At 73.1% G+C, this 13,062-nt stretch carries 15 protein-coding genes; 6 read left to right on the top strand and 9 right to left on the bottom strand.

The window, feature by feature from the left end; translation table 11 throughout:
- Positions 1-56: 56 nt before the first annotated feature.
- Complete coding sequence (locus tag LUW87_RS14885) at positions 57-569, bottom strand: hypothetical protein (protein WP_232671982.1); 513 nt, start codon at positions 567-569, stop codon at positions 57-59.
- Between the two features lie 213 nt (positions 570-782).
- Between LUW87_RS14885 and LUW87_RS14880 the strand changes: the two genes are divergently transcribed.
- A complete protein-coding gene (locus LUW87_RS14880) occupies positions 783-1,322 on the top strand; it encodes a hypothetical protein (protein ID WP_232671981.1) in 540 nt (179 codons plus the stop codon).
- Entirely contained in the window at positions 1,322-2,368 is a 1,047-nt protein-coding gene (locus LUW87_RS14875) for a COG1361 family protein (RefSeq protein WP_232671980.1), read from the top strand. The genes LUW87_RS14880 and LUW87_RS14875 overlap by 1 nt, the downstream gene beginning before the upstream one ends.
- Positions 2,369-2,379: 11 nt before the next feature.
- Here the strand turns inward: LUW87_RS14875 and LUW87_RS14870 are convergent, their stop codons facing one another.
- The 3 genes from LUW87_RS14870 to LUW87_RS14860 all read right to left on the bottom strand — a co-directional run bounded on the left by LUW87_RS14870 (position 2,380) and on the right by LUW87_RS14860 (position 4,416).
- Complete coding sequence (locus LUW87_RS14870; RefSeq protein ID WP_232671979.1) at positions 2,380-3,117, bottom strand: GAF and ANTAR domain-containing protein; 738 nt, start codon at positions 3,115-3,117, stop codon at positions 2,380-2,382.
- Positions 3,118-3,235: 118 nt separating this feature from the next.
- Complete coding sequence (locus LUW87_RS14865; RefSeq protein ID WP_232671978.1) at positions 3,236-3,967, bottom strand: GAF and ANTAR domain-containing protein; 732 nt, start codon at positions 3,965-3,967, stop codon at positions 3,236-3,238.
- Positions 3,964-4,416 carry an STAS domain-containing protein gene (locus tag LUW87_RS14860; protein ID WP_232671977.1) on the bottom strand — a complete coding sequence of 151 codons (453 nt, stop codon included), beginning with the start codon at positions 4,414-4,416 and terminating at the stop codon, positions 3,964-3,966. Before LUW87_RS14860 ends, LUW87_RS14865 begins: the two co-directional genes overlap by 4 nt.
- Positions 4,417-4,752: 336 nt before the next feature.
- On the opposite strand from LUW87_RS14860, the gene LUW87_RS14855 reads away from it, so the two are divergent.
- Positions 4,753-6,525 (top strand): putative bifunctional diguanylate cyclase/phosphodiesterase, encoded by a 1,773-nt coding sequence (locus LUW87_RS14855; protein ID WP_232671976.1) that lies wholly within the window; start codon positions 4,753-4,755, stop codon positions 6,523-6,525.
- A gap of 130 nt (positions 6,526-6,655) precedes the next feature.
- The gene (locus tag LUW87_RS14850) at positions 6,656-7,243 is read left to right on the top strand and encodes a TetR/AcrR family transcriptional regulator (RefSeq protein ID WP_232671975.1); all 588 of its coding nucleotides are present in this window, start codon (positions 6,656-6,658) and stop codon (positions 7,241-7,243) included.
- 37 nt (positions 7,244-7,280) lie between these two features.
- On the opposite strand, the gene LUW87_RS14845 is transcribed toward LUW87_RS14850, so the two are convergent.
- Complete coding sequence (locus LUW87_RS14845) at positions 7,281-7,583, bottom strand: hypothetical protein (RefSeq protein ID WP_232671974.1); 303 nt, start codon at positions 7,581-7,583, stop codon at positions 7,281-7,283.
- Positions 7,580-8,668 (bottom strand): glycosyltransferase family 4 protein, encoded by a 1,089-nt coding sequence (locus LUW87_RS14840; RefSeq protein ID WP_232671973.1) that lies wholly within the window; start codon positions 8,666-8,668, stop codon positions 7,580-7,582. The genes LUW87_RS14845 and LUW87_RS14840 overlap by 4 nt, the downstream gene beginning before the upstream one ends.
- A 33-nt stretch (positions 8,669-8,701) precedes the next feature.
- Here LUW87_RS14840 and LUW87_RS14835 point away from each other — a divergent pair, with 33 nt between their 5' ends.
- The gene (locus LUW87_RS14835) at positions 8,702-9,886 is read left to right on the top strand and encodes an MGH1-like glycoside hydrolase domain-containing protein (protein WP_232671972.1); all 1,185 of its coding nucleotides are present in this window, start codon (positions 8,702-8,704) and stop codon (positions 9,884-9,886) included.
- A gap of 60 nt (positions 9,887-9,946) precedes the next feature.
- On the opposite strand, the gene LUW87_RS14830 is transcribed toward LUW87_RS14835, so the two are convergent.
- The gene (locus LUW87_RS14830) at positions 9,947-10,255 is read right to left on the bottom strand and encodes a hypothetical protein (protein ID WP_232671971.1); all 309 of its coding nucleotides are present in this window, start codon (positions 10,253-10,255) and stop codon (positions 9,947-9,949) included.
- Between the two features lie 99 nt (positions 10,256-10,354).
- On the opposite strand from LUW87_RS14830, the gene LUW87_RS14825 reads away from it, so the two are divergent.
- Positions 10,355-11,083 (top strand): enoyl-CoA hydratase, encoded by a 729-nt coding sequence (locus LUW87_RS14825; RefSeq protein ID WP_232671970.1) that lies wholly within the window; start codon positions 10,355-10,357, stop codon positions 11,081-11,083.
- Positions 11,084-11,120: 37 nt separating this feature from the next.
- Here the strand turns inward: LUW87_RS14825 and LUW87_RS14820 are convergent, their stop codons facing one another.
- Positions 11,121-11,675 carry a septum formation family protein gene (locus LUW87_RS14820; RefSeq protein WP_232671969.1) on the bottom strand — a complete coding sequence of 185 codons (555 nt, stop codon included), beginning with the start codon at positions 11,673-11,675 and terminating at the stop codon, positions 11,121-11,123.
- Between the two features lie 127 nt (positions 11,676-11,802).
- On the bottom strand, positions 11,803-12,798 hold the full coding sequence (locus tag LUW87_RS14815) for a sortase (RefSeq protein ID WP_232671968.1): 996 nt from the start codon (positions 12,796-12,798) through the stop codon (positions 11,803-11,805).
- Positions 12,799-13,062: the final 264 nt, after the last annotated feature.

Here is a 13,062-nt window from a genome sequence, read left to right as displayed (position 1 = left end):
AGCCCGCTGCGCAAGCAGCGGGCCCGTCGTTCGAGCTACCGGTGGTTCGCTTTTGCCTAGACGAGCGAGGTGGTGACGGTGCCCGAGTAGTCGCCGGCGAGTGCGCCGGCGGGCATGCTGACGTCGAGCGTCGGGTTCCAGGCCGCCGTGTTGTTGCCGGACACGGCGGTGGCGGTGGCCACGGGCGCCACGGCGGTGATCGACTGCCCGTCCGCGGGTGCCACGGTGCTGGTGCCGGTCGTGGTGACGGTGGCGTTGGTGTAGGCGACCCCGGTGGAGACGGACAGGCCCGTGCCGGTGAACGTCGTCGACGCTGCGGAGGTGACCCAGCCGGCGGTGCCGCCGCGAGCGTCGGTGACCAGGACCTCACCGAGGGTGCCGGTGATGGTGTTGGCGGCGACGCCCGAGGCCTGGTTGGTGAGTGCCGCGCTGGCGGCCACGCTGAGGGTGAGGCTGCCGCCGGTGAGGCTGAACGTGGTGGTGGTGTCGTCGGCGGAGGCCGGCACCGCGACGCCCAGCACGAGCGCGGTGGCGCCGGCGGCGAGCAGCAGGGTCTTGGCTGTTTTCATGGGGTGTCCCTTGTCTCGGGAGCGCCGGACGGCACTCTCGTCCGCACTGTGTCGGACCCCTCGGAACCGGGCTGAACCGTTGTTGGGCTCCTGTAGTGGGTTCGCCGAGATGTTGATCGGACGTTGTGACCAGAGGCCGGCCGCAACTGCCGATCACCTGGAGGAAGGTGCTGATCCGGAACTCTCCGATCGCCAACGCTGGGACGACCCACCATGACCAGAGCCCGCCTGCTCGCCGCCACCGCCACTGCCGCCACGGCGGTCATCGTCCTCGGGACCGGCGTCGGCCCCGTCGCTGGCCAGGAGCCCACCACCGCGACCATCACCGTCACCGGGGGCGCACTCATCATCACCGTCCCTGCTGATGCCGGTGCTCTCGGCACCCGGGCCAACACCGTCGAGGGCGGCACCATCAGCGGCCCCCTCGGCCAGGTCCAGGTCGACGATGCCCGCAGTGCCGCCGCCGGCTCGGGCTGGGTGGCCAGCGTCATCTCGACGGCGTTCACCCCGCCGAGTGGGCCGGCCATCGCGGCCTCGGCGGTGAGCTACGGCGCAGGAGTGATCACGAAGGTCGGCACCGCCACCTACACGGCCAACGACCCGGTCGACCTCACCGGCGTGGGTGCGGCGGTCACCGCGTCGGGGATCACCGGTGACAACTCGGCGACCTGGAACCCGACGATCACCGTCGCCGTCCCCGGCGGCATGGCCGCCAACGTGTATTCCGCCACCATCACCCATTCGGTGCTCTAGTGCGGACGCCCACGACCGACGACGTTCGCCCACCCCGCGCCCTCCGTCTGGCGCTGGTCTCGCTCACCGTGGGGTTGCTCCTCCTCGCCGGCGGCGCACCGGTGTCGGCGGCGACCGCCGACGAGCAGAACCCCGGAGGCATCGGCCTGCGTCTGCTCGATGCCCCGGTCTCGGCCAAGGACGACCCTCGGGCCAGGATCTACGTCGTCGACCACCTCGCGCCCGGCGCCGTCATCGAGCGACGCGTCGAGGTGGCCAACACGACGGACACCGCCCAGGAGCTCGTGCTCTATCCCGCGGCTGCGACCATCGACGACGGCACGTTCGTCGGCGCCCCCGGCAGGGAGCTCAACGACCTCGCCTCGTGGACGTCGGTCACCGCCGACGCCGCCACCGTCCCTGCCGGCGGGACCGAGATCGCCGTGGTTCGCATCGTCGTTCCCGACGACGCCGCCCCCGGCGAGCAGTACGGCGTCGTCTGGGCCGAGGCCCGATCCGACGAGGCCGACGCCACCGGCGTCGTCCAAGTGAGCCGTGTCGGCATCCGCCTCTACGTGTCGGTGGGTCCGGGAGGGCCACCTGCGGCCGACTTCGAGATCGAGGCGCTCACGGCGGAACGCTCGGCGGATGGCGCCCCCGTGGTCGCGGCCATCGTGCGCAACACCGGCGGTCGGGCTCTCGACATGACGGGGACGCTGCAACTGTCGAACGGTCCGGGCGGCCTCACTGCCGGGCCGTTCCCCGCCGAGCTCGGGCGCACGCTGGCCATCGACGGCAGCGAGCCGGTGCGGGTGGCGCTCGACGAGCGTCTCCCCGACGGGCCCTGGGACGCCGTCATCACCCTCGAGAGCGGGCTGACTCAGAGGACCGGAGAGGCGACGATCACCTTCTCGGCCGCCGGGGACCCGGTCCCCGTGACCGAAGCAGACGACGCGATGCCGTGGGCGGTCCTCTTGGGCGCCGGCGCCGTGCTGGCCCTGCTCGTGGGGGCCACGTGGTCGATCCGGCGGCAGCGCCGTCGTCGGGCCACCCGTCCGGCTGCCTGAGGGTCAGGCACTCACGACCGGGTCGCCGGGGGTGACTGCAGCTCCGACGGTGGGAGTGAGCTGTCGATGACGGACTGGGCGACGTCGCTGAGTCGGAGGTTGTGGTTGCGGGCGTAGCTGCGAAGGGTGAAGAAGGATCGCTCCATGTCGAGGTCGAGCCGCTCGGCGACCATGCCCTTGGCCTGCTCGAGCATGACCCGGCTGTTCAGGGCGTGCGTCAGCTGCTGGGCGAGGACCTGCGCCTCGAGCGCGGCCCGGTGCTGGAGAATGGCGATGGTGGCGACGTCGGCGAACGCCTGGGCGAGGTCGACGTCGGCGGGGCCCATCGCCCCGGAGCCGGACCGGAAGAGGTTCAGCGCGCCGATCACCGAGCCGCGAAGGCGCAAGGGGAGGGCATGGGCCGAGCGGAACCCGGCGCCGAGCGCTTCGGTGGCGAACTGCGGCCACGGGCCATCCGAGGCGTCGAGGTCCTGGTTCACGACGGCTTGTCCGGTGCGGTGGCACTCGTAGCAGGGGCCCTCCTGGGCCTGGATCTCGAACAGCTCCAGGACGCGCATGGCCTCGCTGGACGAGGCCATGACGCGAAGCTGTCCGTCCGGCGCCGCCAACATGATCCCGGCGGCCTGCACGTCGAGCACCTCGACGCAGCGGTCGGCGAGCAGGGTGAGGAGGTCGACGACATCGAAGTCGTCGACCAGGGTGTCGGCCAGCTCGACGAAGGTTTGGGCGAGCACGGATTCTCTGGTCATCGGGGGCTCCCGTCGGGTGACCACCGGCGATGTGGCCTGTCGGTTCGGACCTCGGGCCCGAGGTCCTCGATCGTAGGGTCCCCGGGCGGCGGGGGCGCGGGCACGAGATGGTGGGTGGTCATGGCATGAGGTCCTTCTCGCCGCTGTCGGCGTCGAAGCGCAGCTGTCGGTCGACGACGTCGCGGGCGACATCGGTGAGGGGTCGGTCGTTGCCGAAGGCGTAGGCGCGCAGGCGGATCAGGGCTTGGCTGACCGTGACCTCGAGCTGGGCCGCGACCATGCCTGTCGCCTGGTGGACCACGTACTGGAAGTTGGCGTTGGTCTCCAGCTCGGCGGCGAGGGTGTCGGGGGGTGCCTCGGCCTGGAGGAGCAGGACGGCCTGGGCGGCCACGTCGGCCATGACCAACGCGTCGCGGCGCTGGTCGTCGGTGAGCGACCCGGAACGGTCGTTGTAGAGGTTGAGCGCACCGAGACGGACGGCGCCGACCTGGAGGGGGAAGCCGAAGATGGCCCTGGCGCCGGCCTCGACGGCCGGTCCGGTGAAGGCCAGCCAGCGCAGCGTGTCGGGTTGGGCGAGGTCGGGCTCGTACACGGGACGGTCCTGGTGGTAGGCGTCGACGCAGGGACCTTCGCCGAGGTCGTACTGCAGCTGTTCGATGACGCCGCTGACGGAGTCGGTGGTGCACACCGATCCGCGGGGGATGTCGCCCGCCATGAGCATGATCCCGGCCCCGGTCACACCGGTGACGCCCGCGCACACCTGGCAGAGCCGCTCGGTCGTGAACCCCGGGCCGGGGTGCAGCAGGCGTTCGAGGATGGCCAGCCGGCGCTGGCGGCCGTCCTCGGTCACGGCGGCCCTCGGTGGGGCGGGACCGACCCGGCCAGGTCGGCGCCGTGCTCCACCTCGACGAGCGCAGGCCGCGGGGACGGGGCCCCGCGGCTGGCCGACGGCGCAGGATCGCCGGAGCGCTCCGATGCGGGCACGTCGACCCACGAGCCCAGGGCGGGGGCCGCGGGCGGGTGCGCAGGCTCGGCGTCGTCGTCGATCAGGGCGACCAGCCCGCACGCGTCGAGGAGTCGCCGGGCGAGCGGTGACGGGGCCCGGACGCACAGCGATCGGGAGCGAGCTCGGAGGTGGTGTCGGGCGACGACGAGGGCGCCGATGGTCGACGCGTCCATGAAGGTCACGCCGCTGAGGTCGACGACGAGGTCGGCGTCGTCGGCCCGGGCGGCTTCGGCGATGGCCGCCGACAGACGCGTTCGGGTGCCGAGGTGGTGGTCGCCGCGGAGCCAGACCACGGTGCGGAGGGGATCGCTACCTGGATCGGGGGACCCGCGTCGGCACACCGACGCTGAGGGCTCTTCGTGGGTACGCATGGGTGTCCTGGTTCCGGTCGTTGCGAGCAACGTGCGCTACCAGGGTCCGGAGCACCGCTCCCGAACCAGCGTGGTGCTGGTCCGGCACGTCTGGGCTGTGTTGTCGTGCCGTTGTCACCGTACACCCTGCCCGGCCCCTTCCGCCGGGCCGGGCGGCACGGTAGGATCACCACACGAGCCGCTCGCCTCGCCGATGCGGACGACACGACAGCCGCGTTGCTCCGGACCTCGGTAGCGCTCAGCCTCACGGGGAGCGACATGGCTGCGACGACGACTGCCGGTGGTACCACCGTCGATGCTGCGTTGCCCGGCGTGGTCGTCGACGGCTCGCCCGATCTGCAGACCGTCACCGGCGTCGACGGCGTGTACCGGTTGGTGTCCTCGGCGGGGCTCGAGCCGTTCGGGTGGACGGCCCCCGAGCTGTTGGGCCGCCCCCTCATCTCCTTCACCCACCCGGACGACTGCCGGCTCATCGAAGAGGCCCACGGCGAGGCCTGGCGCGACGGCGAGACCATCACCACCACCTACCGGTTCCGGTGCGCCGACGGCTCCTATCGATGGATCGAATCCCGCTCTCGGTCGATCGAGGCGGGCGGCGAACGCCTGGTGGTGTCGGCGGTGCGAGACGTCGCCGAGCGCCGGCAGTCCGAGCTCGACCTGCGCCGCCAGGCGGCATCGGACCCGCTGACCGGTCTGGCCAACCGCACCGTCTTCCTCGATCGGCTCCGCCACGCCCTGCTCCGGCTGGACCGCGGGGACAGCCTCGTCGCCGTCCTCTACCTCGACCTCGACCGCTTCAAGCTGATCAACGATTCGCTGGGCCACCACATCGGTGACGCCGTCCTGTCGCAGATGGCCGAACGGCTGCTGCAGGTCCTGCGGCCGCAGGACACCCTGGCCCGGCTGGGGGGCGACGAGTTCGCCGTCGTCATCGAGGACGTGGTCGACCCCGATGAGGCCGTCGCGCTCGGGGCCCGCATCGTGGAGGCCGGTCGCGCCCCCTTCGTGGTGGGCGACGAGCAGTTCATCTGCACCGCCAGCGCCGGCGTCGCCGTGACCTCCGACGCGGGCCACAGCGCCGAAGGGCTCCTCCAGGAGGCCGACCTCGCCCTCTATCGAGCCAAGGACCGCGGCCGCGACCGAGCCGACGTGTTCGACGAAGACCTTCGCACCCGCGCCGTCGGCCGCCTCGGCACCGAGCGCATGCTGCGCCGGGCCCTCGCCGAGGACCGCCTCCGTGTCGCCTACCAGCCGATCATCGAGCTGGCGAGCGGCGAGACCGTGGCCGTCGAAGCGCTCGTGCGGGTCTGGGACGACGACGCGGGAGAGCTCATCGCGGCCGAGGCGTTCATCGAGGTCGCCGAGGAGACCGGCGTCCTGGCCACCATCGACGAGTGGATGCTCGGGCAGGTCGTCGAGCAGGCCGCGGCGTGGCGCGTGCCCTTCGCCGGCACGGCCTTCGTCGACGTGGCCCTCAACGTCACGGCCCGAGACCTGGCCAACGCCGGCTTCGCCCAGTCGGTGATCGACCAGCTCGCCGACCACCACCTTCCGCCCGGCGTCCTGCAGGTCGAGGTCACCGAGCGGATACTGATGGAGGCGTCGAACTCCGCCCTCACGGGTCTGACGTTCCTGCGTGCCGCCGGCGTCAAGGTCGGCCTCGACGACTTCGGCACCGGCTACTCGTCGCTGTCGTACCTGCGCATGTTCCCCCTCGACTTCGTCAAGATCGACCGGTCCTTCGTCCACGGCCTCGCCGCGGGGGCGACCGAGAGAGCCATCGTCGCCTCGATCATCGAGCTCTCCCACGCCCTCGGCATGGGCGTCGTCGCCGAAGGCGTCGAGACCCGCGAGCAGGCGGACGTGCTCGCCGAGCTCGGCTGCGACCGCGCCCAGGGGTTCCACTTCGCGGCCCCCGGCCCGGCCGACGCCGTCGCCGACCGGGTGCTCGGCACGGCCCCTGCGGTCGAGCCCACCGATCGACCGATCGTGGCCAGCCCGAGGCCAGCAGCGCAGGCGTCGCGTCCCTGATCAGGGTCTCGTCGACCACGAGACGGCGCGGTGCCGCCGTCCGGCGGGCGGGCGGCCACCGCGTTGTTACCGGGTGGTAGGACGGGGTCGTCGGGGTCGTTACGCTCGTCGCCACGATGAGGTCATCTCGATGAACGCCCGACTCCCCGCCGCCGAACGTCGCCACCAGCTCCTGGCTACGGCGCTCGCCACCTTCGCCGAGCGCGGGTACCACCAGGCGTCCATGAACGACATCGCCGATGCCGCAGGGGTCACCAAGCCGGTGCTCTACCAGCACTTCGGCTCCAAGCGCGAGCTCTTCCTCGAGGTTCTGCGCGAGGTCGGCGGCGAGCTCCGCCAGCGGGTGCGGGAGGCCACCATCGGGGCGCCGAGCCCGCACCAGCAGGTCCTGCGGGGGTTCGAGGCCTGGTTCCGCTGGGTCGACGAGCAGCGCGACGGCTTCGCCGTGCTCTTCGATGGCGAGGTGCGGCGCGACGCCGAGTTCCTGGCCGAGGCCAGCAAGGTCCAACGCCAGATCGCCGACCTCATCGCCGACCTCATCGCCGTCGACGGGCTGTCCGAGGAGCGTCGACGCCTGCTCGCCTACGGCATCGTGGGTCTGGGCGAGAGCACCTGCCGGCGTTGGTTGGCCAAGGAGATCCAGCTCGACGCCGACCACCTCGCGGCCCAGGTCGCCGAGCTGGCCTGGGCGGGGCTGCGGGGCCTGCGTCCCGAGTGAACCAGGTCGGCGGACCGCCGCCGCGCCGTTGGCGGTGTCAGCGGCCGTGCTCGAGGTCGTCGCGCTCGGCGGCCTTCACCGCGTAGCCCAGCACGATCGCCGGGGCCAGGGCGGCCGATCCCACCGCCATGGTGCTCACGATCACGGTGACGACCGTGCCGTTGAAGTCGACGAAGAACCCGTAGAAGAACGCGGCCATGGCCACCGCGTAGAGCAGGTACCCGAGGCGTTGGCCCAGGGAGGCCAGGCGTTGGATCTTGGCTCGCCGCACCCGGACGGGATCGGCCGACGTGTCCCGGGGGCGGGGGTCGGGCTCGGGATCGTCGGGGGCGTCGCTCACGGCAACCAGCCTGCCTCATCGAACAGGTCCCGCAGGCGCTCGGTCATGGCCTCGAGGGAGAGGTGGGTCCGCGCCACCGTCTCGTTGTGATCCAGGAGGGCGGCGTCGGGCCTCGCGAGCCACGCCGCCAGGGGGGCCGGATCGGCGGGATCGAACCACTCGAAGCCGAGCGTGCGGAGCTCCTCGGCCACCGGATAGGGCGAGACGGCGGCCGGCCGTCGATGGATCGCCGCCTCCACCGGCGGGTTGCCGAACCCCTCCCACCGCGACGGGAAGGCCACCGCATCGGCGGCGCCGTACAAGGTGGCCGGGTCCGGCGCGGGGTGGTGACGCACCGTCAGTCCCTGCGCCCGGGCGTCGGCCACCAGGCGCTCGAGGGTGGGGCCGTAGCCCTCCTCGGCCGGCCCGGTGAGCCAGTAGGTGGCCTCGATGGCCTGGGCCAGCTGCAGGGCGGTGGGCACGTCCTTGCGCTCGATGGCCCGTACCGGATGCACGAGGACCCTTTCGGTGGAGGACATGTCGAGGGCCCGGCGGGCCGCGTCGCGGTCGGCGGTGGGCGCGTGCACGTCGAAGCCGTTGCGGATGGTCACGGCCTCGATGCCCCGGTCGGCCAGCTGGTGGCGGGTGAGGTCGTTGATGGTCACGTGGCGCCACGCCGGGTCGTCGCGGGGCAGCTCGTCGACGTCGGCGTAGCGGTCGCGCTGCCAGGCCGGGTCGTGGTGGTGGAACACCGCGGGACGCCCGGCGAGGGCGCGGGCCACGGCCCGGGCGGCCGGTAGGTTCATCGGGATCGTGCCCAGGTTCTCCACCACCACCACGTCGACGCCGGCCAGGGCGTCGCGGACCCGGGCGGCCAGCGCGTCGATCGCGGGCTCGTCGGCCGCCCCGGGCCCCTCGATTCCGGCCCGCCCATCGGGGAAGGCCCCGATCGCCAAGCCCGGGATCAGCGTGTCCACCGGACCGTCGCCGGCCACCGTGCGGACATCGAAGCCGAGGCGGCGCACGGCGTCGATCCAGGTGGCGGCCACCACCGACACGCCGTCGTGCCCGCCGAGGCGGAACGAGACGAAGGCGCAGACAGCCATGGCGGTGGGAGACGGCTCCGGGGACGATCGGCGATGACGGTGCCCGCCGGCCACGACGGCAGCGGGGGCGAGGGCACGCTACCCGGCACCGACCTCGCGGCTGCGGCCCGCCGGGTGCTCGAGCAGCACTGGCGCGACGGCTACACGGTGCCCAACGGCCGGGTCTACCCCTTCCAGTGGCTCTGGGACTCGTGCTTCCACGCCCTGGTGTGGAACGCGCTGGGCGAGCCCGGTCGCGCCGTCTCGGAGCTGGCCCATCTGTTCCGCACCCAGTCGCCCCTGGGGTTCGTGCCCCACGTCGACTACGAGTGGGAGCCCGGCCACCACGCCTCGTTCTGGGGGCGAGAGGGCCACTCGTCGATCACCCAGCCGCCGATGTTCGGTCATGCCGTGGCCGAGTTGTGGCGCGGCGGTGTCGATGTCGGTGCGCTCGTGGCCCCGGCCCGCCGGGGCCTGGGCTTCCTCCTCGACCACCGCCGGCGGATCGACGGCCTGGTGGCCATGTGCCACCCCTGGGAGAGCGGTGGCGACGACTCGCCACGGTGGGACCACTGGTGCCCCGGCGGGTGGGACCCCCGCCGCTGGTACGACGTCAAGGGGGAGCTGGTCGCCTCCGTCGAGTCGGCCCCCGACGGCTCGCCGCTGTCCAACCCGGGCTTCGATGTGGCGCCGGCTGGCTTCAACGCCCTGATCGCGTTCAACGCCCTCGAGCTGGCCGAGGTCACGGGGGACGACCAGCTGGGAGCCCAGGCCGAGGCGCTGGCGGACGCCCTCGACCGGCGCTGGGAGCCCGCCCTCGGCACCTGGGTCGACGCCGGCGAGTCGGCGACGAGCAGCGGCCGGGTGCGCACCCTGGAAGCGCTGCTCTGCGTGCTGGTCAGCCGACGAGCCGACGCTCGCGACGCGGCGTTCGCCCAGATGCTCGACCCCGGCGCCCACGGGGGGCCGTGCGGCCCGACCCAGGTGCACCGCGACGAGCCCAGCTACCGGCCGCGCACCTACTGGCGGGGGCCGGCCTGGCCCCAGCTCACCTACCTGTGCTGGGCGGCGGCACGACGACACGGGCGAGAGGCCGACGCCACCGCGCTGGCGTCGATGCTCGTGGCGGGTGCGACCCGATCGGGTCTGGCCGAGTACTGGGACGCCGACGACGGCACCGGCCTGGGCGCGGTGCCCCAGTCGTGGGCCACCCTCGCCGTGCTGGCGGCGCCGTCCTGAGGTCGGGCAGCAGGTGTCGGCCACCAGCGCACCGACCCGGCGGCCCGGCCGCTGATCGGCTCAGGACGCCTTGCGGTAGTCGTCGGTCCGGAACGGCTCGAGCGCGGCGACGGCGGGCGCGTCCTCGGGGCGGAAGGGCTGCAACGGTGTGCCGGTGATGCGCACCTCGCCGGTGAGGTCGCGGGTGAGCGCCAGGTGGTTGCGGGGGTCGGGCACCGCTTCGACGATCGACCAGAGGGCCGCGTCGGCGCCGGCCGGGAGCCGGGCCGAACGAGCGTCGTGGTCCCGTCGGGCGTTGGCCACCCACCAGGCGACGGCGCCGACCGCCACCACGACGGAGAGCGCAGCGAGAACGACGGTGATGGACATGGCCGACGACGGTACGGCTGCGAGTGGGCCCGGTGGTGGACCCTCGCGGCCAGTCGCCGGGCCCCCGGCGCGTCGCCGAGCCGTCGGTAGGGTGCGGGCATGATCCGAACCGAGCACCGAGGGGCCGTCGCCCTCGTCACCCTCGACCGCCCCGAGCGGCGCAACGCCGTCAACCACGAGGCGCTCACCGCCCTGCGGGCTGCCGTCGACGAAGCCGTCGACGCCGGCACCCGGGTGATGGTGCTCACCGGCGCCGACGGGCACTTCTGCGCCGGCGCCGACCTGAGCGACGTCGAGGACGAGGGGTTCGTCGCGTCGCTCCACGAGCTGCTCCTGTCGTTGCGTCGGGCGCCGTTCCCCACCATGGCTGCGGTCGAGGGCTTCGCCCTCGGGGCCGGCACCCAGCTGGCGGCCGCCTGCGACCTGCGCGTCGCCTCGGCCACAGCCGGCTTCGGGGTCCCGGCGGCCAAGCTGGGCCTGATGGTCGATCAGTGGACGGTCCGCACACTGGTGGACCTGGTCGGCCAGTCGGTCGCCCGGGAGATGTTGTTGAGCGCCGACGTGATGACGGGCGAGCGGGCCTGGGCGGTCGGCCTGGTCCACCGCCTCGGGTCGCTGGACGACGCCCTCACCTGGGCCGAGCGCATCGCTCGCCTGGCCCCGCTCACGTTGCAGGGCTTCAAGGTCGGGCTCGACGAGGCGGCCGACGCCGACCACACCACACCGGCCTACCGAGAGGCGTTCGAGCGGGCGTGGACCAGCGCCGACTTCGCCGAGGGCCTGGCCGCCTTCGGCGACAAGCGGACGCCCACCTTCGAGGGCCGCTGACCCGTCGCGCCGGGCGTCGGGGTCCGGCGAGACCCGCTCAGCGAGCGGCGCCCTGGGTGGTGCCGGTCAGCAGGCCCGCGGCGGAGTCGTACACCAGGCAGGCCACGCTCTGGCGGCCCGGGCCCCACTCCTCGACGGTGGGGAGGATCCAACCGATGTCGAGCTCGGACCGCTCGTAGGCGGTGCCGACCCACTGGTCGAACACCGGCGGGCAGAGCCGCTTGGCCTGGTCCTCGAGCGCGGCCTGCCCCGGCCACTCGGCCGGCGGGAAGGGCACCTCGGCCACCCCCGCCACCTCGTACTGGTGCGGCTGGGTGCAGTCGAGGAGCAACACGACCTGGTCGTCGTTGCGCCGGGTGGCGTTGGCGTCGATCCGGTTGCGGGCGCCGGTCTCCACCGAGCGCAGGTCGAGGCAGTGGCCCGCCTCGGGGGTGTAGACGAACAGCTGGCGCCCCACCTCCATGGGCACCTCGGTGGTGGTGGTGGTCGCGGGCACCGTCGTGGTGATGGGAGCCGTGGTGGTGGTGGCCACCGAGCCCGAACCGCTGGTGCAGGCCCCCAGCACGATGGTGGTGACCAGCGCCACCGCCATCAGGGCCCGATTGGCTGGACGGGCTGGACGGTGCCGACGCTCGGCGCGCCCGATCGGCGAGCAGCGCGATCGGTGCGATGGGGTGAGGGGTCGATGGGGCACGGCAGGGCTCCGCGGATCCGGGGTCTCAGTAGGCGGCCGGGAGGAGGCGGGCGACGTCCTGGAAGGCCATGAAGCAGACCACGGCGAACACCGGCACGCCGACGACGTAGGGGGGCAGCTGCCAGGTCCAGGCACCGCCCTGACGGCGGCGCAACCACTTGCTGACCAGCCAGGTGGCGAACCAGACGCCGATGGCCGCGATCGACCAGGCGATGGCCGCCGGCCAGGCCGAGGAGTCTCCGCCGGCGAGCGGGTCGGTGGTGGCGTCGACGGTCACCCCGGCCGCTTCGAGCTCCTCGGGTTCGGGCAGGGGGGTCGGCGGCGCGGTGTCGCCGACGAGCGAGGCGGTGACGACGATGCGTTGGGCGGCGCTGTACTTGGGGTGGCAGGCCATGAGGGTGAGCCGGTTGAGGCCCTCCTCCTGGTCGAGGATCCACACCGCGGAGGGCGGCACGATGAAATGCCCGACCTCGCCGCCACCGTCGGCCTCGTGGGCGTCGACCTCGTAGGTGAACGAGCCCTGCAGGGTCTGGATCTCGATGCGGGCCCCCGGGGCCAGCTCGTCGAGGCGGTGGAACGGCGCCGCGTAGGTGGTGCGGTGGCCGGCCAGGGCGGCGTTGCCGGGTTGGCCCGGCATGGGGGTCTGGGGGAAGTGGCCCGGGCCGTCGCGGAGGTAGCGCAGGTCGACGCCCTGCACGTAGACGAAGTCGACCCCGATGTCGGGGATCACGATCCGCCCGATGGGGTCGCCCGGGGCCGGGACGGGGAGGTCGGCGGGCAGGGTGGCCGGACCGGTGGTCGTCGTCGGGGTGTCGGTCGTCGTCGGCGGGGTGGTGGAGGGCGGGGTGGTCGTGGCCGACGTCTCGGCCAGCAGCTCGTCGAAGTCGCCGCCGAGGCGGTCCTGGGCCCGGTCGGTGATGATGGCGGTGCCCCACAGCTGGAACACCACGAACAGCAGCACCAGCACGCCGCCGCGCATCATCGCTCGCCCTATCGCGCCCACGACGCGCCACACCTGCACGCAGCGACCCTACCGACTGTGACCATGGCGCCCTCCTCGCGAGCTCGTCGGGACGCGGTGTGGGCGGGTCGCTGGCGCTCCCGTCGCCCACCTGTCGGGTCCTCGGGGTCCCGGCGGGTCCTGTCCCGCACCAGAACCTGACGTGCTCGGTCGCTCAGAGCGGCGGCTTCGTCGAGCTCGGGCGTGGGTCGACGAACCCTTCGTCGGTCACCGGCGGCGGTCGCCGAGCCGCACTCGCTCCCGTGCGCGCGTCAGAACCGGTGG

The organism is Rhabdothermincola salaria (assembly GCF_021246445.1).
In the GTDB taxonomy this organism is placed as follows: domain Bacteria; phylum Actinomycetota; class Acidimicrobiia; order Acidimicrobiales; family Acidimicrobilacustridaceae; genus Rhabdothermincola_A; species Rhabdothermincola_A salaria.
Note: the sequence above shows the minus strand (reverse complement) of the source record. Positions and strands in the feature narration are given on the sequence as shown.